This window comes from Hymenobacter sp. BT730 (genome assembly GCF_030542105.1).
Classification (GTDB): Bacteria; Bacteroidota; Bacteroidia; order Cytophagales; family Hymenobacteraceae; genus Hymenobacter.
In genome coordinates this window covers 1-22,738 of the sequence record NZ_JAUOFB010000009.1, presented here as the reverse complement: position 1 = coordinate 22,738, position 22,738 = coordinate 1, and the positions used below count along the sequence as shown (strand labels likewise).

At 55.6% G+C, this 22,738-nt stretch carries 22 protein-coding genes; 7 read left to right on the top strand and 15 right to left on the bottom strand.

The window, feature by feature from the left end:
* Positions 1 to 34: 34 nt before the first annotated feature.
* From Q4G72_RS16735 to Q4G72_RS16715, 5 genes are all read right to left on the bottom strand, one after another.
* Positions 35 to 1,393, bottom strand: coding sequence for a T9SS type A sorting domain-containing protein (locus tag Q4G72_RS16735; RefSeq protein WP_303312576.1), 1,359 nt, complete (start codon positions 1,391 to 1,393; stop codon positions 35 to 37).
* 245 nt (positions 1,394 to 1,638) lie between these two features.
* A complete protein-coding gene (locus Q4G72_RS16730; protein ID WP_303312575.1) occupies positions 1,639 to 2,202 on the bottom strand; it encodes a hypothetical protein in 564 nt (187 codons plus the stop codon).
* A 120-nt stretch (positions 2,203 to 2,322) separates the two neighbouring features.
* Positions 2,323 to 2,997 (bottom strand): NAD-dependent epimerase/dehydratase family protein, encoded by a 675-nt coding sequence (locus Q4G72_RS16725; protein WP_303312574.1) that lies wholly within the window; start codon positions 2,995 to 2,997, stop codon positions 2,323 to 2,325.
* Between the two features lie 99 nt (positions 2,998 to 3,096).
* A complete protein-coding gene (locus tag Q4G72_RS16720; RefSeq protein WP_303312573.1) occupies positions 3,097 to 3,930 on the bottom strand; it encodes a CvfB family protein in 834 nt (277 codons plus the stop codon).
* 148 nt (positions 3,931 to 4,078) lie between these two features.
* Positions 4,079 to 6,082, bottom strand: a complete 2,004-nt coding sequence (locus tag Q4G72_RS16715; RefSeq protein WP_303312572.1) for a BamA/TamA family outer membrane protein — start codon at positions 6,080 to 6,082, stop codon at positions 4,079 to 4,081.
* 169 nt (positions 6,083 to 6,251) lie between these two features.
* Between Q4G72_RS16715 and Q4G72_RS16710 the strand changes: the two genes are divergently transcribed.
* The 4 genes from Q4G72_RS16710 to rfbD all read left to right on the top strand — a co-directional run bounded on the left by Q4G72_RS16710 (position 6,252) and on the right by rfbD (position 9,610).
* Positions 6,252 to 7,517, top strand: coding sequence for a putative DNA modification/repair radical SAM protein (locus Q4G72_RS16710; protein WP_303312571.1), 1,266 nt, complete (start codon positions 6,252 to 6,254; stop codon positions 7,515 to 7,517).
* A gap of 99 nt (positions 7,518 to 7,616) precedes the next feature.
* On the top strand, positions 7,617 to 7,796 hold the full coding sequence (locus Q4G72_RS16705) for a hypothetical protein (RefSeq protein ID WP_303312570.1): 180 nt from the start codon (positions 7,617 to 7,619) through the stop codon (positions 7,794 to 7,796).
* Between the two features lie 10 nt (positions 7,797 to 7,806).
* Positions 7,807 to 8,697: a TIGR03915 family putative DNA repair protein gene (locus Q4G72_RS16700; RefSeq protein WP_303312569.1), complete on the top strand. Its 891-nt coding sequence runs from the start codon at positions 7,807 to 7,809 to the stop codon at positions 8,695 to 8,697.
* Between the two features lie 16 nt (positions 8,698 to 8,713).
* The gene (gene rfbD / locus Q4G72_RS16695) at positions 8,714 to 9,610 is read left to right on the top strand and encodes a dTDP-4-dehydrorhamnose reductase (protein WP_303312568.1); all 897 of its coding nucleotides are present in this window, start codon (positions 8,714 to 8,716) and stop codon (positions 9,608 to 9,610) included.
* 117 nt (positions 9,611 to 9,727) lie between these two features.
* Here the strand turns inward: rfbD and Q4G72_RS16690 are convergent, their stop codons facing one another.
* The 3 genes from Q4G72_RS16690 to Q4G72_RS16680 form a co-directional block, all read right to left on the bottom strand.
* Positions 9,728 to 10,381: a hypothetical protein gene (locus Q4G72_RS16690; RefSeq protein ID WP_303312567.1), complete on the bottom strand. Its 654-nt coding sequence runs from the start codon at positions 10,379 to 10,381 to the stop codon at positions 9,728 to 9,730.
* A 326-nt stretch (positions 10,382 to 10,707) separates the two neighbouring features.
* Positions 10,708 to 11,940, bottom strand: coding sequence for an MFS transporter (locus Q4G72_RS16685; RefSeq protein WP_303312566.1), 1,233 nt, complete (start codon positions 11,938 to 11,940; stop codon positions 10,708 to 10,710).
* Between the two features lie 80 nt (positions 11,941 to 12,020).
* Positions 12,021 to 12,950, bottom strand: coding sequence for an AraC family transcriptional regulator (locus tag Q4G72_RS16680; protein ID WP_303312565.1), 930 nt, complete (start codon positions 12,948 to 12,950; stop codon positions 12,021 to 12,023).
* Between the two features lie 242 nt (positions 12,951 to 13,192).
* Between Q4G72_RS16680 and Q4G72_RS16675 the strand changes: the two genes are divergently transcribed.
* Both Q4G72_RS16675 and Q4G72_RS16670 read left to right on the top strand, forming a co-directional pair.
* Positions 13,193 to 14,719, top strand: a complete 1,527-nt coding sequence (locus Q4G72_RS16675) for an aldehyde dehydrogenase family protein (RefSeq protein WP_303312564.1) — start codon at positions 13,193 to 13,195, stop codon at positions 14,717 to 14,719.
* Between the two features lie 146 nt (positions 14,720 to 14,865).
* A complete protein-coding gene (locus tag Q4G72_RS16670; protein ID WP_303312563.1) occupies positions 14,866 to 15,264 on the top strand; it encodes a DUF779 domain-containing protein in 399 nt (132 codons plus the stop codon).
* Positions 15,265 to 15,353: 89 nt separating this feature from the next.
* Here the strand turns inward: Q4G72_RS16670 and Q4G72_RS16665 are convergent, their stop codons facing one another.
* The 4 genes from Q4G72_RS16665 to Q4G72_RS16650 all read right to left on the bottom strand — a co-directional run bounded on the left by Q4G72_RS16665 (position 15,354) and on the right by Q4G72_RS16650 (position 19,508).
* Complete coding sequence (locus Q4G72_RS16665; protein ID WP_303312562.1) at positions 15,354 to 15,818, bottom strand: YybH family protein; 465 nt, start codon at positions 15,816 to 15,818, stop codon at positions 15,354 to 15,356.
* A gap of 87 nt (positions 15,819 to 15,905) precedes the next feature.
* Positions 15,906 to 16,475 carry a YMGG-like glycine zipper-containing protein gene (locus Q4G72_RS16660; protein ID WP_303312561.1) on the bottom strand — a complete coding sequence of 190 codons (570 nt, stop codon included), beginning with the start codon at positions 16,473 to 16,475 and terminating at the stop codon, positions 15,906 to 15,908.
* 218 nt (positions 16,476 to 16,693) lie between these two features.
* Entirely contained in the window at positions 16,694 to 18,913 is a 2,220-nt protein-coding gene (gene pbpC / locus Q4G72_RS16655; protein WP_303312560.1) for a penicillin-binding protein 1C, read from the bottom strand.
* Positions 18,914 to 19,184: 271 nt separating this feature from the next.
* Positions 19,185 to 19,508, bottom strand: a complete 324-nt coding sequence (locus tag Q4G72_RS16650; protein WP_303312559.1) for a hypothetical protein — start codon at positions 19,506 to 19,508, stop codon at positions 19,185 to 19,187.
* 346 nt (positions 19,509 to 19,854) lie between these two features.
* Here Q4G72_RS16650 and Q4G72_RS16645 point away from each other — a divergent pair, with 346 nt between their 5' ends.
* On the top strand, positions 19,855 to 20,658 hold the full coding sequence (locus Q4G72_RS16645; RefSeq protein ID WP_303312558.1) for an oxygenase MpaB family protein: 804 nt from the start codon (positions 19,855 to 19,857) through the stop codon (positions 20,656 to 20,658).
* A 62-nt stretch (positions 20,659 to 20,720) separates the two neighbouring features.
* Here Q4G72_RS16645 and Q4G72_RS16640 read toward each other — a convergent pair whose 3' ends face one another.
* From Q4G72_RS16640 to Q4G72_RS16630, 3 genes are all read right to left on the bottom strand, one after another.
* A complete protein-coding gene (locus Q4G72_RS16640) occupies positions 20,721 to 21,665 on the bottom strand; it encodes an N-acetylornithine carbamoyltransferase (RefSeq protein WP_303312557.1) in 945 nt (314 codons plus the stop codon).
* Between the two features lie 170 nt (positions 21,666 to 21,835).
* Positions 21,836 to 22,108 (bottom strand): hypothetical protein, encoded by a 273-nt coding sequence (locus Q4G72_RS16635; protein ID WP_303312556.1) that lies wholly within the window; start codon positions 22,106 to 22,108, stop codon positions 21,836 to 21,838.
* Positions 22,109 to 22,486: 378 nt separating this feature from the next.
* Positions 22,487 to 22,738 (bottom strand): hypothetical protein (locus Q4G72_RS16630; RefSeq protein WP_303312004.1); only part of this gene is annotated, 252 nt, incomplete at its 5' end.

Sequence of the window (22,738 nt, the reverse complement as noted above, 5' to 3'; positions counted from 1 at the left end):
CGCCGATAATAAACTACGGCGGGCCGAGAGCTACTTAGCGGTGCAGCAACCGCTGCACAACGGCGCCTTCGCTGGTGCGCAGCCGAATAGAGTATACCCCGGCTGGTAAACCGCGCAGGTTGAGTGTGGCGCGAATGGCGCCCTGCCGGGGTTGCAGGCGTTGCGTACGTACTACCTGCCCCAGGGCATTTATCATTTCAGCTTGTAGAGGCGTAGTCTCGCGCAAACCGTTTAACTCCAACAGGGCTGCATCGGCGGCGGGGTTAGGATAAAGGCGCCCCTGGTCTGCCCGCTGGGCCTGGCGGTTGGCCGTGACGGAGAAGGCCTGGAAGTTGCTGTTATTGGTGCGGCTGACATTGACAAACGTGTTTGTTGTGGTGTTCAGCTGCTGATGTACTTCACGTACAACCTCGTTGTTAGGGCCGTATTTTATTAGGGTCTTGTTTTCAGAAGTAATAACCCATGCAGTGCCTTGCCAGTTTTCTTCCCGGGTAGTGGTCAGGCTGCCCTGGGCATCACACAGGAAAGAAGAGCGGGTGGCATTTACCCAGGCAGTACCCGACCAGCCCTCCGTTACTTCTACGCTGCTGCCATTGCCGGGGTAGCTGAAGGTATGACGAAAAGCATCCTGCCAGGCATTGTTTACCCAACTCTGCTCTACGTAAGAGGTGCGTAGCTGACCTGCGAAATCAGTCCAGACAATGTTTACATCACGCGAGACATTAGCCCAGGCATTATTTACCCAACTCTGATAGACAATTTCGGTGTGCCGGTTATTCACAATGGTGTACAACTGGCGGCCATTATTGATAAAGCTGCCATTGGGTTGCAGTAATTCTTCTACTAGCTCGGTTTCCAGCCCGGCTCCGTTGCGGGTCACGGTTGTGCGTATCCCGGAAACCGGCATCCACGCATTATTCATCCACATGTAAGTGATGAATGTGGTTACGGCTCCGGTAGCATCGTAAGTGGCCCTCACTTGCCCGGTATTTTGCCAGGCCGTGCCCGACCAGGTATCAGTTTGTATCTGGCTCAGGCGCCTTTGGGCATCATAGGAGAGCAAGAGCCGGTAGGTAGGTACTTTCGTTACGGAGTCGGAGTAAACGGCCTGGGTAAGCACCCCCTGCGGAGTATAGGAATACACCACCTGTTCAGCCTCATCCCACTTGGTGCCATTCCAGGTATAGTTTACGGATTGACCCGGTAGATAAACTGTTGCCAATGGGCGGGCCTTCAGGATAGAAGTGGCGTCAGGCGAATCGGCTAGCCTGGCCGCCTTCTGAAGCTGAACAGGTAAGCGCTGCCACAGACTCGTGGCTGAGGACTGCGCCTGGGCAGCCAAAATAGAAAGGCAATAAATGATGGGTAGCAGTAAGCGTAAAATCGTTTTCATAGCGGATGTAGGTTAAGTGAATGAACGACGGGGGCGGGATCCACACAAAAGGCTGGAGATATTCCTGTGTGGGTATTATTTAATTAAATATAAAATTTATACTATATAATTACAATAAAAGGAGTGTATCCCAAGCTTTTGACCGGTACATAATATTGCCATACGTCAGGGGCAGGCATAAAAAAACCGGCTGCGGAGATATCCGCAGCCGGTGTAAAAAGCCGGCAGAAAGCTGGCAGGTTTTTTTAGAAAGTATAGCGCAAGCTCACGGCCGCATCGTTATACAAGCCGGCGTAGCCATCAAATACCTCAAAGAAAGGCTTGTAATCAACGCCCAGCACGAAGGGGAGGTCTTCCATCTTGTATTCCAGACCCAGGATCAGGTCAGCGCCTGGGGTGATGTACATGTGGTCATCGTAGTAGTAAGTACGATATACATCGTATTTGCGGCCTTTATAGTAGCGCACATCTTCGAAGTAGTAACGGCCGCGGTAGAAGCCCAGGTGGGCACCTGCACCGTAGTAGAACTGCAAGCCTTTCAGTTCCTTAATGGGGTGATGCTTTTCCAGCAGGAGCGTTACCCTTGCCCCGCGCGCCTTGTACTCAGTAGTGACCAGGCCTTCAAAAGCAACGTTGTTTTTGCCGCTGAGGAAGTGCTTAACCGTGACTCCGGAGGAATAGCCTCCCGCCCGCAGGCCTGCGGCAGTCTGGTAGCCGGCTCCACTGCCGCTGCTGCTTTTTTTCTGAGCAAAAGAAATGCTGCTGCCCAGGATTAGCAGCAGAAAAGTGAAAAAGATGGTTTTTTTCATAGCGAAAGAAAGAAAAACGAAAAGCTTGTGCGGCAAAGATAAGCACCAGGTTTTGGTAGCTACTCACCGGCGCGAAGAAGCTGGTAAGAGCACTAGCTTTCCTGAAAATTATGCTATTCTTTAGTCGTCGGCGCGTATGCCGCGGGCAATTTCATCGGACAGATGCACGCGGATGCCGCCCCCGTCCTGGCCAGCTGCCCCCAGCATAGCCTGCGCCACTGCCTCGGCCGATACCGGGCGGTACTTGCGCATTGGGCCTAGGAGCAGGGGCGCAACCAGCCGGAGAATAGCGGCGCCAATCTGCTCGCCCAGGCGCTTTTCCTGCCGCTCGCCCAGCAGCAGGGAGGGCCTGAAAATATGAATGGCGCGGAAGGGCGTCTGCCGCACGGCGGCTTCCATCTCGCCTTTCACGCGGTTGTAATAAATGGCTGAGTCTGCATCGGCCCCCATGGCCGATACCACCATAAACTGAGCCGCAAAGTTACCGGCCGCCACGGCCGCCAGCTTTACCACATACAGGTAGTCTACTTTATAAAAGGCCTCTTTGGAGCCCGCCTGCCGCATGGTGGTGCCCAAACAGCAGTAAACGTCATCAGCAATCAGAGAAAGGCGCTGGTCCTCCAGATGGTCGAAATCCACCACCCGTTGCTCCAGTTTGGCATGTACCAGCGGCAGCATCCGCCGCCCGATGGAAATGACTTTAGCGTATCGGTCGCTGGCCAGGAGCAAGGGAAGCAAGTGCTGGCCGACCAGGCCACTGGCACCGGCAATAAGGGCGGTTTTCTGAAGTTTCATGCGGCAGAACGGCGAAGGCAGAAGCAGGAGCGAAAGAGCTTCGGGCGTCCTTACGCAAAAAAGGCAGGCATGGTATAAGCAGCTTTGAAAACGCCCGACTTACGATTCCGGAATAAGGCGCGTATGGTCCGGGGCCAGTTGCACCTGGCCATTTTTGTAGAGGTAGCCCAAAGCCTTTTTGAATACTTTTTTGCTGATGCCCAGGCGCCGGTAAATATCGTCCGGCTCACTCTTATCGGAGAGTGGCAAGGTGCCGCCGGCCGCGTGCAGCGCTTTCAGCACGGTTTCTACGGCATCGCGCGCTTCATCGTAACCAATCTTCTGCAGGCTGATGTCCAGCTTGCCATCGGGCCGCACCAGCCGCACGTAGCCGGTAGGCGTATCGCCCAGGCGCAGGGGGCGGAACACCTCGTTATGGTAGAGCAGACCCTGGTACCGGCCATTCACGAGGACTTTATAGCCCAGGTCGGTTTCTTCGGCTACCATCAGCTGCACGGCGTCGCCGGGCTGGCCGGGGAAGGGCTCATGGCTGAGGAAGCCTTCCCAGCGTGCCGAGGCTACGATACGGTCCGAGGTTTCATCCAGATATACATACACGGTGGCCCGCTCGCCGGGGCGCAGATTGCGGCGCTGGTTGCGGTAGGGGAGGAAGAGGTCTTTCTCGAGGCCCCAGTCCAGAAAAGCGCCCAAGGGGGTGACGTCGCGCACGGTAAGGGCCGCAAACTGGCCCACGCGCACCAGTGGGTCCAGCGTGGTGGCAATGAGGCGGTCTTCGGAATCCCGGTATACGAACACGCGCAGCACATCACCCACCTGGGTGCCCGCCGGCACGTATTTGCCCGGCATCAGCAGGTCGCCGTCGTCTGAAGACAAGTACACGCCAAAATCTACTTCGCGGGCTACTTCCAGTTCGTTATAATCACCGAGGTTCATGGGTATTCGAATTTATAATTGAGCAGGAATCCGGGAATTCAGAAGGAGCAATTCCTTCCTGCTAAGCCTGCTGCAAAATCAGAAAGGGTACGCAGGCCGGCAGCAAAGGTCCGAAGAAGCCGCGGGATTAATTCAGCCTGCAAAATTCTTACTCATACCGCACCAAGCTGGGTTCGCCAAAGCTGAAGTCGTTGAAGTCATAAAAGGGCCGCGCATTTTCAAATACCCGGATGCCGTTGCGCTCAAACTGCCCCCGGGGGTAGAAGCCGAACAAGATCTGGAAGGTGCGCAGCGCGGTGTATTCGTTGCGGAAGCGCAAACCCAGGCCAAAGCCGGTGAAAGGCGTTTCCTGAAACGGCAGCGTGCGGCCGGAGGTGTTCAGCCAGGCCGCATCGGCAAAGCCCAGGGCTGCCACCCGAAAGCCCAGGAAGGACAGCGGGGTGTATAGCGTGGCTTCGTAATTGAGCACAAAGCGGCTGGTGCCGCGCAGGTTGCCATCGGTCCGAAAACCCCGCAGGCCCCGGTCGCCATCAATATTAAGCACCTGCTCATTGGGCAAACGGTGGAGGCCAATGGCAGTGCGGTTCCAGAAAAAGTGGCGCCATTGGTAGTTGCCGGTATGGAACAGCCGCGTGAAATACAGCAGTTCGCCACCGGCTACGCCCTGCTGCCAGTCGTTGCTGCGGCCCCGCACAAAGGAGCCAAAGTCGCCGCTGACGTATAAATAGCCCCGGCGCGGATTATAGGAGGCCGCAGCGGCGTGAATGCCGAAGTAACGCCGGTTACGCGCTTCGTTGAATTCGTAGCCGCTGGTGAGGCTGATGAGCGTGCCGGTTGGAATGTCCTCGGTGCGGCCAAAGCCAAACAGGTAAGTGTCTTTGTAGTAGTAGCGCACGCTATAGCCCACCGTGCCCAGCACCAGCCCTGCGTTCTGGTAGTTGGTTTCATCGGGGCGGCGGTAGTAGTTGGTGCGGATAAAACGGCCCGAAACGATAATACGGCCGGGGTTCTCGTACCCTAAATCATAGCTATGCAGGCGTAGGGCGCGGCCGATCCACACATCTTGGGTGTTAAACCGCAGCGGAACCAGGCTGTCGGGGCTGCCATCGGCATGGTTCAGGATCAGGGGCCGGTCAAAACTGTTCAGGGCCACCGCGCCGGCATAGCGGGTATTGATGGAGTAGAAACCGCGGGAGACTACCAGGTTTATTTCCCGGTTTTCGTAGCGGTTCAGATAATGTACCTGGCCGGTAAGGAAGTTGCGGAACGGCACCTGGTAGCTGCCCTCGTAGCTCCAGGTTTGCGGCTTCGGGCGTCCGTATTCGTAGCGGTTGCGGAACTGGTGGCCCTGGCCCAGAAAGTTTACATCGCGCAGCCCAATCACGCCTGCGCCCACATCACGCAGCTGCACAGAACCGCTGATGCTGAATACGTCGCGGGTAATGACTTCAATATCTACGCTGTCCTGGGACGTGGTGCTTTCATTTACAAACACGCGGGCATCGGCAATTTCAGAGGTCTGGCGTAACAGGCGCTCCGATTCGGCCAGGGCCTGTGGCTCCAGTTCCTCACCCACCCGGAACTGCAGCACCTGCCGCACCCGGGCCCGGGAGGTTTTAATATGCAGCGTGTTAGCTGACTTCTCCAGAATGTTGCGCGGCTTGCGAGTAGGGTCGTTCAAGCGGTAGCCAAAAGCATCCAGAGTATTAATGTTGATGCGCCGCACTACTTTATAGCTGTGCCGGTCATACTGCCGGTCCAACAGCTCGGCATCCAGGCCGGCACGTTCTTCCTGGCGCCCGGTAAAGTTGAACAGGGCCGCTGCGGCTTTACCGGCAATGGTTTTGCGCTTGGTGTAGGCTTTCAGGCTATTTAGAATCCGCTCCTGGTCCAGGCGCCGGCGTAGGGAGTCGGGGCGGGTGGCACCAATCGAGTCAATGGGCGTTACAGGGCGCTCAGGCTGTTGTGCCCAAGCTGGTAGACACAGCAAGAGCAACCCGGCCAGAAACAGCCCGAAGGCCACGCCGGGCCGGCAAAAAATAGAAGGCAGAGGATGCACTTGGAAGCTGGCCGTCGGGTTGGGCGACGCGCCTGTCCAAGATACGAGTTCCGGAGGCAGTGCCGGAATAAACGGTGCAAAGAAGCGGCTCATGCCGAAAAAAGCTGCAGGGAAAAGCGCCAGTACAGAACCTGCGCAGCCCATAAACGATACCAGGTTTTTCAGAGTTTAGCTTTGAACCATTCCTAAAAAAATTAGCTTAAGGGTATAGTGTAGTATTGGGCGAAATAGAATAGTTTTAAGCCCAGAAACAGCCCCTTTGATGAACGAGCGAATTCAGGAAAAGCTAAGTATTTTGGCAGATGCGGCGAAGTACGATGTGTCCTGCTCCAGCAGCGGCGGCAAGCGTAAAAATGAGAACCGCGGCCTGGGCAATGCGGAGGGCATGGGCATCTGCCATAGCTATACCGAGGATGGCCGCTGCGTGAGTCTGCTGAAGATTCTGCTGACCAACCATTGCATTTTCGACTGTGCCTATTGCGTATCGCGCCGCAGCAACGACGTGAAGCGCGCCGCCTTTACGGTGGATGAAGTAGTGGACCTGACTATGAACTTCTACCGCCGCAACTACATCGAAGGCCTGTTCTTGAGTAGCGGTATTTTTTCCTCTCCTGATTACACTATGGAGCGGCTGGTGCGCATCATTAAAAAGCTGCGCACCGAGCACAATTTTAACGGCTACATCCACGTGAAAGCCATTCCGGGCGCATCGGAAGAGCTGATTCAGGAAGCCGGCCTGTACGCCGACCGCCTGAGCGTGAACATTGAGCTGCCCTCGGAAATGAGCCTGACCAAGCTGGCCCCCGAGAAGAACTATCAGGAGATTCTGACGCCCATGGCGCAGATTCGGGACGGCATCATTCTCAATAAAGAGGAAAAGGCGCTGTTCAAGAAAGTGCCGCAGTTTGCCACCGCTGGCCAGAGTACGCAGCTCATTGTGGGCGCTTCTGCTGAAAACGACCACCAGATTATTCAGCTCACCGACTCGCTCTACAAAGGCTATGGGTTGAAGCGCGTGTACTACTCCGGCTACATCCCCGTGACGGATGATGCCCGCCTGCCGCAGGTAACCCAGCCTCCGCTCATCCGGGAGCACCGCCTATACCAGACCGACTGGCTGATGCGCTTCTATGGTTTTCAGGCCGATGAAATCCTGGACCCCGAGCACCCTTTCCTGGATCTGGAAATTGACCCCAAGCTAGCCTGGGCCCTACGCAACCGCCACGTATTCCCGGTAGATGTGAATTCCGCCGACTACGAAATGATTCTGCGCATTCCTGGCGTGGGGGCGCGCTCCGCCAAACGCATTGTGGCCGCCCGTCGGTTTGCGCCCATCACGCTAGACCACCTGCACAAGTTTGGGGTGGTGCTGAAACGCGCCAAATTCTTCCTGACCTGTCGGGGGCAGGCCCTGGAAAAGCGGGAGTATGATGAGCAGACCATCCGCCGCCAGATTCTCTTCGGAGCCGGTTCGGTCCGCTCCGCCCTCGTCACCCAACAGCTCGATTTGTTTGCCCAGGCATCTTAAATAGTAGCAGCTGCCAGGTGTCCGTTGCCCCTTCGATTTAGTGACTCCGCTATGTCTTCCCTCAACTCTCCGTTCCGCATAACCAACCCTACCGATTCCATGACTATTTCTCATCGCGCTACCGACGCGTCGGCTACTCCTCAGGAAACTCCCAAATCGGTGAAAGTAGCCCGCATAGCCTGCTGCTGCAAGCTCTCTGACCTGCTGCCCCTAGTGCAGCAAATGCACCGCGAAGCAGCCCGCGCCCATGCGGCCAAGCAGGAGCAACAAGCTGCCTAGCCCGACTTTGGTGCGCTTACCGAAACGACTGCTGCAGCCTGTGCCCGGTTCCGGGACACCACGTTCTGTCGCGCCACAGCTAACCAACCCGCCGCTGGACTATACCTACGATGGCTCTTTTGAAGGCCTCCTGACGGTGTTGTTTCAGGTATATGATCAGAAAGCAGCGCCGAACAGTATTCAGCCGGTGGGGGCGGTGCAGGGCGGCTTGTTTGCACAGCCCATATCGGTAGAAACCCACGAAACTACGGCCGGCCGCGTGTGGGAAGGGCTATTGCGCTACATGGATGCCGAGGCACGTACCCGGCTATTCCATACGTTTCTGAGCGAGCAGCCCGACCGGGAGTTACTCATCTTCCGCTACGCCAACAGCGCCATGCGCGCCGGCCGCGACATCTCCGAAAACTACGCCGATGATACCGTGCGCCGCATTGCCGGTATTGCTCAGCAGATGTACCGCGAAAAGCACCGCATGGAAGCCTTCGTACGCTTCGAGAAAACCAGCGACGAGCTATTCCACGCCACCATTGAGCCTGATTTTGATGTGCTTCCGCTAATAGCGCCGCACTTCACCAAGCGCTACGCCGACCAACGCTGGCTTATCTTCGATAAGCGCCGCCGCTACGGGTTGTATTACGATTTGCACCGGACCGATGTGGTGGAATTTGAAACCGCAATTCCTCAGCGCCGCACTGATATTTCGGCTACGGTACTGGATGAACGGGAGCCGCTGTTCAAGCTGCTCTGGCAGTCCTACTTCGACCACGTGAACATTCCGGAGCGCAAAAACATGAAGCTGCACCGGCGGCATATGCCGTTGCGTTACTGGCGTTATCTCAGTGAAAAGCAGCCACGCCAGCAGCGCTTTGAGCCCATTAAGAATAAGCGGCCAATAGGTTAAAACTGCTGATACTGGCATGAAAAGCGCTAATTTGCTGCGCAAACCAGTATCGTTTATGAGCAATATCCTCGTTTTTGGGGCCGCCGGCCAGTTAGGGCAGTGCCTGCAGCAAGTAGCAAAAGAAAGAAACCTCAACAGCCTGGTTTTTTTGTCGGAGGCCGAGGCTAATATTCTGAACGTCGAAACGCTACAGGCAGTTTTTGCGAAGTATCAGCCAGCCTATTGCATTAATTGCGCTGCCTATACAGCGGTGGATAAAGCCGAAGACGAGGTAGAACTAGCCCGAAAAGTCAACAAAGACGGAGCCGTGAATCTGGCCCGGCTGTGCGAACAGTATGGTGCCACGCTCCTGCATATCTCCACGGACTTTGTGTTTGCGGGCACTGGGAATACACCCTTAGTAGAAACTGATGAGGCCGAGCCCATCAGCATTTACGGTCTCACCAAACTGGAAGGGGAGCAGGGGGTAGTTGCTCAAACTAACCGCTATTTTATTCTGCGCACCAGTTGGTTGTACTCGGAGTACGCCGGCAACTTCGTGAAGACCATGCTGAAGCTGGGCCGCGAGCGGGAAGAGTTAAAGGTTATCTGGGACCAGGTAGGTACACCTACCTACGCCATTGACTTGGCCGGGTGTATCTTGAATATTATCGAAACCCAGAATCAGCAATACGGCATCTACCACTATAGCAATGAAGGCCTGACTTCATGGTACGACTTTGCCAAAGCCATTTTTGAGCTGAGCAATACGCCGGTGCGCACACTGCCCATTCGCACCGCTGAGTACCCTACCAAAGCTACGCGCCCGGCTTACTCAGTAATGGATAAGACCAAAGCCAAAACCCAACTGCAAGTAGCCATACCGCACTGGCGCGACAGCCTGCAAGTGTGTTTGAGCCGTTTAGAGGCATAAACTGGGTCAGAAATACCGTATGGAAAAGGCCGTGCTTCTCATCAGAAGCACGGCCTTTTCCATACGGTATTTCTAATAATTTCTTCCGAAGTGTAGCCTGCCCGTGCTGGGGGCTCTTTAGGCTTCTTTCTCCAGGTTCTTTAACTCGTCGGGGTTTTCGTTGGCTCCGTTGCGGCCAGCAGCATATTGGAACCCAATCACGCTCTTTTCGGTACTCGGATTTTCGGTGGTATTGCTGGCTGTAATGGGGGGCGAAGTGCTGGTGGTCGGCTGCGCTGCAGCGTTAGTTGGCTGTAGGGGAGTGCTAACGGATATTTCTATTGGGATGGAAAGGGTCAGCTTGGTTGGATTCTCCGGCGTAGCAGGAGTGCTTGCATTGCCTACCGCACCATAGGCGGGTTGCGTTGCCTCAGCCGCCGGTGCAGAGCTAATAGTTGCAACCGGGATACTGATGACGGTAGCACTCGGGGCGGGAGTTGCGGCGGCAACCGGTGCCGGATTAGCAGACGCAACAGGAGCAGGAGCAGCAACTGCCGTTGGGTTTGGAGTGGCTGCAGCAGGATTGGCCGCCGCGGTTGGAGCCGGATCTGCCTGTGCTATGGGAGCCGGGTTGGCTTCAGCAGTTTGATCAGGGTTAGCAGCAGCATTCGGGGCAGGATTGACCTCAGCAGTTGGAGCAAGAAGGGGAGCAGGGGCAGGCTCTTGGCTTGGGCCTTGGTCTTGGGCAGCCTGGTTGACAGGCAGCGGCGTAGCATGATCTTGCGTATCCATGTTGAAGATGAAAAAAGATGAAAAAAGCAAATGGGTTAAGCCCAAAATTTCTGCCCTAAGTGCATCAAACACAATACGTAAACTAGTTGCTGCTGTTCAATATTATTATCGGGTTTAAAGGTATTTTTAGCTCCTCATTTACCTCTGAGAAAAGCGCTGTTCAATAGGCTCCGCTAACCAAAAGACGAGGGTTGCCCGCCCCAAGCATGAAGCAATGTAAGTTGGTTGCGGCCCTGCCTAAAGCAACTTCGATTTCACCTACAGTTTTCACAGAAGACTCTGGGCAGTCAGCTAGGTCAAAGACACGAAGCGGCTTAAATAGGAGATTAGTCTATATGGGTTGAGTGCCCATAAAACCGATTAACCAGATAGCCGGCCACGCCAAAAGCCAGCCCAACTGCGCACACGCCCGGCCAGTGGAAATGCGCCCACGCCTGCCCGCCCAGCCAGGAGCCCAACGAGGCGCCAATGAAAGCAGCCGTCATGTACACTGTGTTCAGGCGACTGCGGGCTTCGGGCAGCAGGGAAAAAATGCGCGACTGATTGGAAATATGGGTCATCTGCTGGCCTACATCCAGAATAACAACTGCCAGAATCAGCCCCAGCAGATAATACCCGCCAAATAGCAGCAGCACGAAAGACCCCAGAGACAATAGAATACCGATGTTGAGGGCAAAGTCGGCGCCTTTGCGGTCGGCGGAGCGACCGGCCAGGGGCGAGGCCAGGGCCCCGCTGGCGCCAATGAGGCCGAACAGGCCGGCTACATCACTATGGTAGTTGTAGGTGCTGCTTTCCAGAAAGAACACCAGTGTAGTCCAGAAAGCGCTAAAGCCGGCAAACATGCACAAGCCCACCAGCGCTGAGCGGCGCAGCGTAGGCAGGTCGCGGGTGAGGGTGCCCAGGGAGCTGAGCAGGCTGGCGTAGCTACCGGTAAACGTGGGCTGGTTGCGCGGCAGCATGCGGGCCAGAATGCCGGTCAGCACCACCATGACCCCGGCGCCCACCCAGAACATAGTGCGCCAGCCAAAATGTGCGCCCACATACCCGCTGATAGTGCGGGATACCAGAATGCCGATGAGCAAGCCGCTCATGACTTTGCCTACCACACGGCCGCGCTCCTCGTTGCTGGCCAGGGAAGCCGCCATAGGCACCAACAGCTGCGGCACCGAGGAGAAAATACCGATAAGCAAACTAGCTGCTACCAGCAGGGCAAAAGTAGGCGCGAAGGCCGCGCCCGCCAGACAAACGGCTGCGCAGAGCAACAGGGCCAGAATCAGACTTTTCCGCTCGCGCTTATCACCCAGTGGCACCACAAACAGCAGCCCCAGCGTGTAGCCCACCTGCGTGATGGTGGCTACCAGGCTCACCCGGCTATCCGACAAGCCAAAGGTCTTCCCAATTTCGGCCAGCAGCGGCTGGTTGTAGTAGATGTTGGCTACCACCAGTCCGCAGGTAATGGCCATCAGCCAGACTAGGGCTGGAGCAAGCGGAGGATGTGACGGAATAGGACGATTGTCCTCTAACACGGGCTGGGGCGCAGCCGCAACGGCATCTTTCATAGGAGGCAAAATTACGACGGCCATTATTGCCGCCGCCTTGCTGGCCTCACACAACCCTAAATTAGCCGGGAAAGTTGTAGCTACACAGCCGCATACTGCTTTTTATACAGCCCCGGCGTAACACCTTCATACTGCTTGAAGAGCTTCTGAAAGTAAGCCGTGTTATTGAAGCCCGTCCGGAAGCACACATCGGCCACAGTAGTAAGCGGGTTGCGCAACAGGCGCTTGGCTTCGGCCAGGCGCTCCTGAATAACATATTCTACGGGCGTGAGGCCCAACTCGCGCTTGAATACCCGGAAGAAGGTAGCCTTGCTCATGCAGGCCAGCTCACTCAGCTTCTCAATGGTAATCTGCTCCGTGAGGTGCTGCTTAATGTACTGCACCACGTGCGCAAAGCGGTGGGATGTGACGTGCTCCTTATAGTTATGAAAAAGTAGCTGCCGGGCCTGGGTCTGCATCAGGCGCACCAGCATTTCCTGAATGGTGAAATTGGCCAGCACATCCTTCACGCGGCCCGTGTCCTGGGAAAGCTGCACCAGGCGCTCCAGGGTGCTGGTTAGCTCGGGCGTATTCTGAAAGTGGGCATGCTCGGCCGTGTCCAACTGCCAGGGCAGATGCTCTTCGGCGCGGGGCGAGTGCTCGTTAAGCAGGTCTACGGTTTGCCGGATGGTATCGGTGGGAATGGCTACGGCCAGGCATTGCGTGGGCTGGGCTTCGTTGGCTTCCGGGAAATCAATAACCATGGTCTCGTCCTTGCCTACTACTACGGACTCGCCCGGGAGGTAATCGAAGGCCGGGCGGCCGGTGAGGTGCATGACTTTCTTGCCCCGTAGCATGGTGGTGAGCACCACGTGGCCCATGCTAAGCGGTACCTGGTGGGCCGTACGGTGCGTTTCAAACACGTTCAGCTCAAAGGCTTCCAGCGTGTATACGGTGCGGTTTTCAACCAGCGTGGTCAGCTGCTCTGGCTGGTGCAGGGAGATGGGAGCGGGCAGGTGATGGGTAGGCATGGGTGGGGAGTCCGATGTGAAGCCTGAACGCAGGAAATAGCACTAATACTTTCTCTACAATAGTGAGGAAGCGGTAATTGTTCATTTTAATTAGCAGGATACCAGCACGCTAAGTTGAGCTTCCGGGGAAAAGCCCGACGGCAACTTGCGACAATAGGCGGCATTTCTGAGAGTATAATACAACTATTTCGGCAGGATAAGAAGCTAGCTTGGGATATCCGAAACCCCACAAATCCCCATCCATGGAAACCTTAGAAAAACCCACCACCCTGGTTGCCCGTCCTCAATTCAAAACGCACTACGATAATTTTATCGGTGGCAAATGGGTAGCGCCCGTGAAAGGGCAGTATTTCGAAAACCCCTCGCCCATTGATGGCAAAGCCTTTACCAAAGTAGCCCGCTCCACCAAAGAAGACATTGAGCTGGCTTTAGATGCCGCCCACGAAGCCTTTAAATCTTGGAGTAAGGCCTCGGCCACCACGCGCAGCAACGTGCTGCTGAAAATTGCCGACATCATGGAAGCCAATCTGGCGCATCTGGCGGCCGTAGAAACCGTGGAAAACGGCAAAGCCATCCGGGAAACCATGGCCGCCGACCTTCCCCTGTGCATCGACCACTTCCGCTACTTTGCCGGCGTTATCCGGGCTGAGGAAGGCTCCGCCACGGAGCTGAACGAAACCACCTTGTCGCTCGTGATTCAGGAGCCGCTGGGGGTAGTGGGCCAGATTATCCCCTGGAACTTCCCGCTGCTCATGGCCACCTGGAAACTAGCGCCCGCGCTGGCCGCTGGCTGCTGTGTGGTGATGAAGCCCGCCGAGCAGACGCCCGCCAGCATTATGGTGCTCATGGAGCTGCTGCAGGACGTGATACCCGCCGGCGTGGTGAACGTGGTAAACGGCTTTGGGCTGGAAGCCGGCAAGCCGCTAGCCAGCAATAAGCGCGTGCAGAAGGTGTCCTTCACGGGCGAAACTACTACCGGCCGCCTTATCCTGCAGTACGCCGCTGAAAATATCATTCCGGTAACCATGGAGCTGGGCGGCAAGTCGCCGAACATATTCTGCAAATCGGTGATGGACCACGACGATGACTTCCTGGACAAGGCCCTGGAAGGCGCAGCCATGTTTGCCCTAAACCAAGGCGAAATCTGCACCTGCCCTTCGCGTCTGCTCATCCATGAGGATATCTATGATGAGTTTATGCCCCGCCTGATCAAGCGGGTAGAATCCATTAAGCTAGGCCACCCGCTGGATATGGAAACCATGATGGGCGCCCAGGCCAGCAACGACCAATACGAGAAAATCCTGAGCTACCTGGAGATCGGCAAGGCGGAAGGCGCTGAGGTACTGACCGGCGGCGAGGCCCACGCCCACGACCATGAGGAGCTAACGGAAGGCTACTACATCAAACCCACCATCTTCCGGGGGCACAACAAAATGCGCATCTTCCAAGAGGAAATCTTCGGCCCGGTGCTGTCCGTTACCACCTTCAAAACCAACGAAGAAGCCATTGAGCTGGCCAACGACACACTCTACGGCCTGGGTGCCGGCCTGTGGAGCCGCGATGCGCACGAACTGTACCAGATGCCCCGCGCCATTCAGGCCGGCCGCGTGTGGGTAAACTGCTACCACGACTACCCCGCTGGTGCGCCCTTCGGCGGCTACAAGGCTTCCGGCTTTGGCCGCGAAAACCACAAGATGATGCTGGCCCATTACCGCCAGACCAAAAACATGCTCATCAGCTACAGCCAGCAGAAACTGGGCTTCTTTTAAGAGTTTTACTGAGCGTTAAATAACAGTTGTCATCCTGAGCTTTGGAAGGACGTTCTCACGCCTGAACGATAACTTAACAACGACTCGTTTTAACGGGAGAAGGTCCTTCGCAAAGCTCAGGATGAGAGTTTTATGTATTTTCAACCATGCCTACTCCCCGAGTTTTAGTAACCCCCGCCGCCGAAGCCACCATTGACGTGCTGCGCGAAGAGCATGGCCCTTTAATGTTCCACCAGAGCGGAGGCTGCTGCGACGGTTCCTCGCCCATGTGCTTTGCCAAAGGCGAATTCCGCATTGGGGGCAACGATGTTTGGCTGGGCCAGATCCACGGCTGCGACTTCTTTATGAGCACCAGTCAGTTTGAGTACTGGCAACACACCCAACTCACCATCGACGTAACTAAAGGCCGAGGGGCGAGCTTTTCGTTGGAAATACCGCTGGGCGTGCGCTTCCTGATTCGGTCCCGGCTGTTTACGGAAGAAGAATCCCGGGATATGGCACCGGTGCTGGAAGGTGAAGAATACCTGGCCGGTCAAGCATCCTAGCCTGGCTGAGATAATCAAGAATACAAAAAGGCCCCGCCATCTGATTGGCGGGGCCTTTTTGTATTCTGTATGAACAAAGGAACAGCTGCTTACTTAGCTTTTACGGGCAGGCCTTCCAGCTGCGCGTAGCTCAGCTTCCAGAGGCCTTTGGCGTTCTTTTTCCAGATCAGGACAAAGTTGCCTTCGCCTTCGCCCATGGGTTGGCCGGGGGCAGCGGGCAGCACGTCTACCGAGAACGTACCGGCTTCATACGCCATTTGGGTATCAGAGCCCGAGCTAACCGGGTTCAGGCGCAAATCAGAAATGGTATTGATGGTTTCCCGAACCCAACGGTTGGAAACCTCCGACTTGCCCTGGTAATGGGCTTCGCCCTGCAGGTAATGCACATCATCCGCCATCATCGTATCCAGCTGCATGGCATTCTTGCTGTTCCAGGCACCAACAAATTGCTGGTCCAGCGTTTGAACATTTGCGGCATCCTTCTTCTCGTCGGTTTTGGTACAGGAAGAAGCAAGGGCCGCCGTAGCGAGCAACATCAACAGATAGGGCTTCATAGAGCCAGGGGTTTGGTGAAGGATAAAAAGAAATTCGCCGACTCCGGCACAAGGCTGGAGTCGGCGAAACTAAGGGAGAATCCGGACTTACCAGCTCTTTCTACGATATTCCGAGGTAGGATATTCCGTAGAACGTTCCCCATACGAGGCATTCGGCAAATAAGCTGCGTTCATGGCCATTGGAGCACCATTGCTGGCATACATCATGGCAGGGATAGAAGCGGCGGCAAAACCGGAAGCCGCGCCAGGGTATTGCTGCTGCTGACCTACGGCCAGACCATTGTTTTGCTTGGAAGCTTCCATGCGGCGGGCCATAGCAGAACGCTCGGCACGGGCGGCAGCGGCCCGACGCTCAGCAGCGGCGGCACGATTATTAGCCGCTACGCGGGCCGCTTCGGCTGCACGGGCCTTACGCTTGTTGTCAATGCTTTTACCAATTACATAGCCAGTACCAGCACCGGCGGCAGCACCTACTGCGCCACCTACTACGCGGTTACGCTTATGAATGAGAGCACCGGCGGCAGCTCCACCAACGCCACCAATAATGGCGCCTTTAGCTTGTGGGCTCCAGGGCTTTCTAGTTTGTGCCTGAGAAAAATTAGTGAAGGCTATATTGAGCAGAAAAATAAGGCTCAAAAGCAGACTGACCTTTTTCATAATACTAGACTTTACGTTTCAGAAGATGGTTATGCTTGTGACTTGTGTTAAGCACTTTTGCAAGCACCGTGCCATAACGGGAAAAGGCCTGTAGAGGTTCAATTGAAAAAGGCCCTCAACTACACACACGGCCTCATAAACCCGGTTTTTGATCCTGAGAAGGACAAATACCGAGGTAGGTGAAATATCTAAAAAACGGGAAAGTATAGCTTCTGAAACTATAGCTGCGTCACTGTTACCACCACGTTAGTGTTGCGCCCATGGTCATCGGCGCAGGAGATTTTGAGCAGGCCGGGAGGCGGTTGAAAAAACACCCGCTCAGTAGCAGCCGCGGCCCGCAAAAATTGGTCGTTCACATACCAATACACTTGTCGCACCTCATTATCGGTGGTACAGCTGAGCAGAAGCTGCTGTTTTTCGTGGCGGTTCAGTACATATTCCGTATTGGCCGCCGGTGAGGTAATGCTCGGTGCCCGCTCAGTACTGCCTTGTACCAGCTGGCACTGCGGGTTATGCACTGGCAAACGTCGGTAAGGGATACCCTGCGCCTCCTTATAAGAGGCTATTTCGGGCAACAGATTCGGAAACAACTCCCGCCGAAAGCCGGCCGCCGGGGCACAGGCTCGGCAGTACGTAAAGCTTCCATCGGCTGAAAGCAGCACCTCGCGCTGGTGTTGGCAGCGCTGCCCCGACGATACATTGGGCAGGAAATAGTCAATCACCTGATTGGGGCAGTTCTCCCCGGGTACCAGGCCCGACTCCGCACACACCAGCCGAAAATCAAGCGCGGCAGGCGGTACAAACCAGTCGTTGGGCGAGTTATAGGCCACGGCGTTGAATAAGTCGAAGAGCAGGGGAGTAGCCACATCGGCACCGGTGAGGGCGGGGCTGCCTTGCCCGCTGAAGTTGCCCACCCACACTCCAATGGTATACTGTTTATTGTAGCCAATGCTCCAGGCGTCGCGGCGGCCGTAGCTGGTGCCGGTTTTCCAGGCTACTTTAGGCAGGCGGAGGCTGCTGGCTGCGCCGAGGGGCAAGTCGGGGCGGGTAAGCTGGGCCAGAATATCGGTGGTCAGAAAAGCCGAGGCTTCGGAAAATAAACTATTGGAAGCTGGGGTGCCTGCTGCTTTGGTAAGCTGTAGCTCCGCATACTGTCCCTTATTGGCCAAAGTCACATACAGGTTAGTTAACTCTTCCAGGCTAGCCCCGCAGCCACCCAGAATACTGCTCAAGCCCAAACGGGGAGCATTGTGCGTGACGTTTTTGAACCCCGCCTGCCGGAGCTTATCCGTGAAGGTGGGTACGCCCAACTCATGCAGCACGCGCACGGCGGGGATGTTGAGGGAGTAGGCCAAGGCGCGCTCCAACGTCACTTCTCCGTTGCAGTGCTTGTCGAAGTTTTCGGGCCGGTAGCCCTGAAAATTGGTGGGTACATCTGGCAGCATTCGCTTGGGCGTAACCAGGCCGCGGTCCATGGCCAGCGCATACAGAAAAGGCTTCAGCGTACTTCCCGGCGAGCGAACCGCCATAATCCCGTCGTTCTGGCCCTGACTGGCAAAGTCCCGGAAATCGGCGGAGCCCACATACGCCTCTACCTGCCGGGTGCGGTTATTCACGACCAGTACCGAAGCCTGCGTAATACCCAACTCGTTAAGCCGGCGCACATAATTGCGCGTTAAGTCTTCCGCTTTGCTTTGTTTGCTCCGGCTAAGCGCCGACCGGATAATAGCCCGATCCGGAAACTGGCGCACCAACCGGCGCGACAGGTGCGGAGCTAGGGCAGGGGCCGCGTGCCGTTGCGCCTCCAGCGGCTCCAGCAGGGCATCGGCAATATCCTGCTTTGGGAACAGACCGGCTTCTCCAAAGCGCCGCAACCAGCGGTTGCGCTCCTGCAGTACTGCCTCATTATTCTTGCCTAACACCAGGCCGCGCGGGCGGTTGGGGATAATAGCCAACGTTACCGTCTGGGCCAGGGAAAGGTAGTCGGGGGCCTGCTGGAAGTAAAGCAAGGCCGCTGATTTCACACCCTCCACGTTGCCGCCATAGGGTATCAGGTTCAGATAGAGCTGTAGAATTTCCGCTTTGCTGTAGTGTAGCTCTAGCTGCGTGGCGCGCAGCATTTCCAGCAGCTTATTACCCAAAGTGCGCTCTTTGGGCTCCAGCAGGCGCGCCACCTGCATAGTAATGGTGCTGGCCCCGGTGGTCCGGCCCCGGCCAAACATATTGCGCCCGGCTGCTTGCACTAGCGACACGGGATTCACGCCCACATGCCAGTAAAACCAGCGGTCCTCTTTTTCTATAATAGCCTTGCGCAGCGCCGGCGTTATTTCGCGCAGCTCGGTTTTCATCCGCCACTTTTGGGTGGGGTTGAGGTAGGCGTGCAGCACCGAGCCATCGGCGGCCAGCACAACGGGGGAGTATTGCGGAGAATTGGGCATGGGGAAAAGCCAGTTGAGCAGCATGCCAATGCCAACCACTGCAAATACCACTAGCCCATACCAGCGTAGCCGCCACCAGAAAGATTGAATAGATGCCAAGGGTACCCGCGTGTTCACCCTTGCAAGATACTGGCCTCAGTTGATGGTTGAACAAGTGGGTAGTCTGGATTTATTCTGGCAAAACAAATGCGCCCGGCATAACCAGAAAATAGAAGCCCGGCCGCAAGAAATGCAGCCGGGCTTATGATATGCCAAAAATAAAGGCGCAGAATTAATCTGCCTTGATCTTCGACTTCTTCTTCTTGTTCTTTACTTTTTTCACGTCAGCGGGCTGAGCGGTGGCAGCAGCATCTACTGAAACAGCGGTGCCCGTTTGCGTTTCTACGGTAGTTGTGGTAGCCGGAGCCGTCGTAGTAGGAGTGGTTACGGTGGTGTTCACGGTGCCGGTAGCAGCGGGAACAGCAGTACCTACTTGAGTTTCCACTGTAGTGCCCTGAGTAGGCTGTGAAGTGGTAGTAGTGGTGGTGCTGGTTTGTGCGTTAGCAACAGTAGCGCCAGTTACGAGGAGTGCGGCGAGAACAAATACCTTCTTCATGGGTAAGGGTTAAAGTGAACTTTCCGAAATGACTTTTACGCCATTTCGACCTCGCCTTGAACGAGGAGTATGCCTCATTGTTGTGCTTGCCTGAATTATACACCGTGCTTTAAGAGGCCAGCCAGAAGGGTTTTTATAGAAAATACGTGTCTTCTGACTTTCTAAATATGTAGGAGGCAATGGGGTAAAATCCGAATGATGTACAAGGCTTCCATGCACTTATATAGACGGTAATTATTTATTGCTTTGCATTACAAAGTTCTTTGTATATTTGATGCATGATTAATAACTCGCCCTGAAATTTTCCTTCGGGTGCTTGGTGTTGAAGCACATAATTCCTTTTGCCATGAGCATGTCGCAGTGCCCGGAGTACTTTGTGTCCCCTAACTCTGTGGTGCGTACCATCTGGGGTAAGGCCGATACGGTGCTGTTCATTTTTGCGGGAGCTGCCGCCGAGTTTGCCCTCAACAAAGCAGTGGATTGGCTTTACTTCACCGGCCGGCTACCCGCCGATCCGCTGGCCCGCCTGTTCTCCACCGTGGAGTACGCCCGCCAGATTGTGTTTGCCAAACGCCCGGCGGCAGAACAGGCCATCGATACCATTACCGCCATCCACTCGGCTGTGGAGGCCAAACGCGGTATGGCCATTCCGGCCTGGGCGTACCGCGACGTGCTGTTCATGCTCGTAGATTACTCCATTCGCGCTTTCGAAGTGTTGGAGCGGCCGCTAAGCCAAGCGGAGCAGGAGGAGGTGTTTGAGGTATTTATCCGCGTAGGCCAGCGCATGGGCATTCCCGACCTGCCCACTTCATACGCGGAGTGGCGCCAGGCACGGCAAGAGCACTTGGAAAGCCACCTGGAGTACAGCCATTTCACCGCCGACTTGTACCAGCAATATGCCCGCCATTTGGGCCCGGTTCGCTACCGCCTCCTGCTGCAGGCCCAACGGGTAGTGGCTCCACCGCCGGTCAGCAGGCTGTTGCGCCTCGGCCGCACCCCTTGGCTGCTGCCCGCCCTGTTCGTTTACCGCTACACGCAGCACCTGCCATTCAGCAAATGGGCCCGGGCCAGCCTCCTTCCCGAAGATTACAAAGAGAAAATCCTGCGCCTGGATATAGTGCCTCCTTCCGTTCTGGCTGCTGCCAGCTGAACAACAGAACGGCCGCTCCCTGTGGGAGCGGCCGTTCTGTTTAAATCCATTGGATTGGTAGCTTACTTCAGCATCTCATGTAGCACCGTCTGCATAGAAAACACACGGTTTCCGGCCTCCTGAATTACCAGGGAATTGAGCGAATCCAGAATGGCGTCGGATACTTCCACGTTGCGGCGCACGGGCAGGCAGTGCAGGAATTTTGCATCGTTGGTGCCGGCCATGTGCTCGGGCGTGAGCATCCACGACGGGTCGTTGCTGATGACCTGGCCGTAGTCCTGGTAGCTGCTCCAGTTCTTGGCCTGCACGAAGTCGGCGCCTTCTAAGGCCTTCTTCTGGTCGTACTCGATGCGGGCACCTTTTGTGAACTTAGGGTCCAACTCGTAGCCCTCGGGGTGGGTGATGACGAAGTCCACCCAATCCACTTCTGAGAACCAGTCACAGAACGAGTTGGGCACGCACTGAGGCAACGCACGCACGTGCGGGGCCCAGGTCAGCACCACTTTCACGCGCTCCTTTTTCTTGTGCTCGGCTACCGTAATCAGGTCGGCGAAGCTTTGCAGCGGGTGCAGCGTGGCGCTTTCCAGGCTTACCACGGGCACAGTGGCATACTTCAGAATCTTGTTGAACACCACTTCCTGGTAGTCCTCGTCGCGGTCCTTGAGCGTGGGGAAGGTGCGCACACCCAGCACGTCGCAGTACTGGCTCATCACGGCAATGGCCTCCTTAATGTGCTCCTGGGTGCCGCTGTTCATCACCGCGCCATCGGCCATTTCCAGAGTCCAGGAATCGGCGCCGGCGTTGAGCACCCATGCTTGCGCGCCCAGGTTGTAGGCCGCCTTCACCGAACTCAGCCGGGTGCGCAGGCTAGGGTTGAAGAAAATCAACCCCACGGTTTTGTTCTTGCCGATGTGCTGGTAGCCAAACGGATTCGCCTTGATTTCCAGGGCTTGCTGCAACAGGGCTTTATAGTCGCCCGCGTCTGCGAAGGAGGTGAAGTTGTTCATGAAGTGGTGTGTCGAAAGAATGTATTAGAACGTCATGCTTCATATGACGTCCACGAAGTCGAAGCATCTCAACCGCTTCGTATGTCATCCTGAGCTTGTGAAGGACCTTACCACGTTTGAACGAGTCGTGTTAATCTTATAAGGTCCTTCACAAGCTCAGGATGGCAGAGTTAGTTTGATACAGATAAATCTAACCCTTCGTACAGCGGAAATAGATGATAGCCGCAGTGCTCGGTAAAAACGGCTACTTCCCGAAGTTCCGGCGCCTCGATAACGAAAGCGTAATGGAATTCAACGTTGGAGGCGTCCTCAAACTGAATACGCACAATGCTGTCCAAGGGAAAATCGGAAGCACCGAGCCGGACAGGCTCGGTGCTTCCTTTGGCTTTCAAATACTCTTGTAGCTTCAGCTTCCAGCGTTCCGGCAGGTCCTCGTGACGCATGATGTTCAATTATGAATTAGGGCAACTTTTTGCCGTAGCACATGACGCCTAGTTTGTAAAAATTCATGGCTTTGGAAAATGACTGGTTGCAGATGAGCACGTCAGTTGTCTTTAGAAGAGTAGCTACATTTTTCAGTGCTTCATTCAAGTTAGATGGGTGAGAGTCGTGTCGTCCAATTACAACATAAACTTCTTTTTCGTCGAATAAAGTGTGCGCATACTCGGCTACTTTATCAGCTTGATATTCATCCGCCTTCTCATGATTCAAGCCAACATAAATTAACTCTGACCATATAAGTCCAGTCAACCTATGTTGGCTTGATATGTAGATGTTCCTTGAATCCATACTGCAACGATACGCGAGGCAGCAGCCTCGCGCTACATAGCCTTATATTCCTTCCAGCTCTTGATCTTCAGATCCTTCATCTCCAGCGTGCAGAAGGCCTGAATGAAGGCCTTCGCCAGGCGCGCATTCGTCAGCAGCGGGATGCCAAAGTCCACGGCCGTGCGGCGGATGGTGTAGTCGTTGTCCAGCTCCCCCTTGCTCAGGTTCTTGGGGATGTTGAGGACCAGCTCGATTTTCTTCTCCTTCAGACAGGTCAGCACGTTGGGCTCCTGCCGCTCATCGGG

Coding starts and splice junctions, on each gene's coding strand:
- Q4G72_RS16640 (WP_303312557.1), bottom strand. CDS start 21,665: ATGAACAACTTCACCTCCTTCGCAGACGCGGGCGACTATAAAGCCCTG.
- Q4G72_RS16660 (WP_303312561.1), bottom strand. CDS start 16,475: ATGAAAAAGGTCAGTCTGCTTTTGAGCCTTATTTTTCTGCTCAATATA.
- Q4G72_RS16645 (WP_303312558.1), top strand. CDS start 19,855: ATGAGCATGTCGCAGTGCCCGGAGTACTTTGTGTCCCCTAACTCTGTG.
- Q4G72_RS16735 (WP_303312576.1), bottom strand. CDS start 1,393: ATGAAAACGATTTTACGCTTACTGCTACCCATCATTTATTGCCTTTCT.
- Q4G72_RS16635 (WP_303312556.1), bottom strand. CDS start 22,108: ATGCGTCACGAGGACCTGCCGGAACGCTGGAAGCTGAAGCTACAAGAG.
- Q4G72_RS16710 (WP_303312571.1), top strand. CDS start 6,252: ATGAACGAGCGAATTCAGGAAAAGCTAAGTATTTTGGCAGATGCGGCG.
- Q4G72_RS16690 (WP_303312567.1), bottom strand. CDS start 10,381: ATGGATACGCAAGATCATGCTACGCCGCTGCCTGTCAACCAGGCTGCC.
- rfbD (WP_303312568.1), top strand. CDS start 8,714: ATGAAAAGCGCTAATTTGCTGCGCAAACCAGTATCGTTTATGAGCAAT.
- Q4G72_RS16665 (WP_303312562.1), bottom strand. CDS start 15,818: ATGAAGCCCTATCTGTTGATGTTGCTCGCTACGGCGGCCCTTGCTTCT.
- Q4G72_RS16675 (WP_303312564.1), top strand. CDS start 13,193: ATGGAAACCTTAGAAAAACCCACCACCCTGGTTGCCCGTCCTCAATTC.
- Q4G72_RS16720 (WP_303312573.1), bottom strand. CDS start 3,930: ATGAACCTCGGTGATTATAACGAACTGGAAGTAGCCCGCGAAGTAGAT.
- Q4G72_RS16670 (WP_303312563.1), top strand. CDS start 14,866: ATGCCTACTCCCCGAGTTTTAGTAACCCCCGCCGCCGAAGCCACCATT.
- Q4G72_RS16715 (WP_303312572.1), bottom strand. CDS start 6,082: ATGAGCCGCTTCTTTGCACCGTTTATTCCGGCACTGCCTCCGGAACTC.
- Q4G72_RS16650 (WP_303312559.1), bottom strand. CDS start 19,508: ATGAAGAAGGTATTTGTTCTCGCCGCACTCCTCGTAACTGGCGCTACT.
- pbpC (WP_303312560.1), bottom strand. CDS start 18,913: ATGCCCAATTCTCCGCAATACTCCCCCGTTGTGCTGGCCGCCGATGGC.
- Q4G72_RS16680 (WP_303312565.1), bottom strand. CDS start 12,950: ATGCCTACCCATCACCTGCCCGCTCCCATCTCCCTGCACCAGCCAGAG.
- Q4G72_RS16685 (WP_303312566.1), bottom strand. CDS start 11,940: ATGAAAGATGCCGTTGCGGCTGCGCCCCAGCCCGTGTTAGAGGACAAT.
- Q4G72_RS16705 (WP_303312570.1), top strand. CDS start 7,617: ATGACTATTTCTCATCGCGCTACCGACGCGTCGGCTACTCCTCAGGAA.
- Q4G72_RS16725 (WP_303312574.1), bottom strand. CDS start 2,997: ATGAAACTTCAGAAAACCGCCCTTATTGCCGGTGCCAGTGGCCTGGTC.
- Q4G72_RS16730 (WP_303312575.1), bottom strand. CDS start 2,202: ATGAAAAAAACCATCTTTTTCACTTTTCTGCTGCTAATCCTGGGCAGC.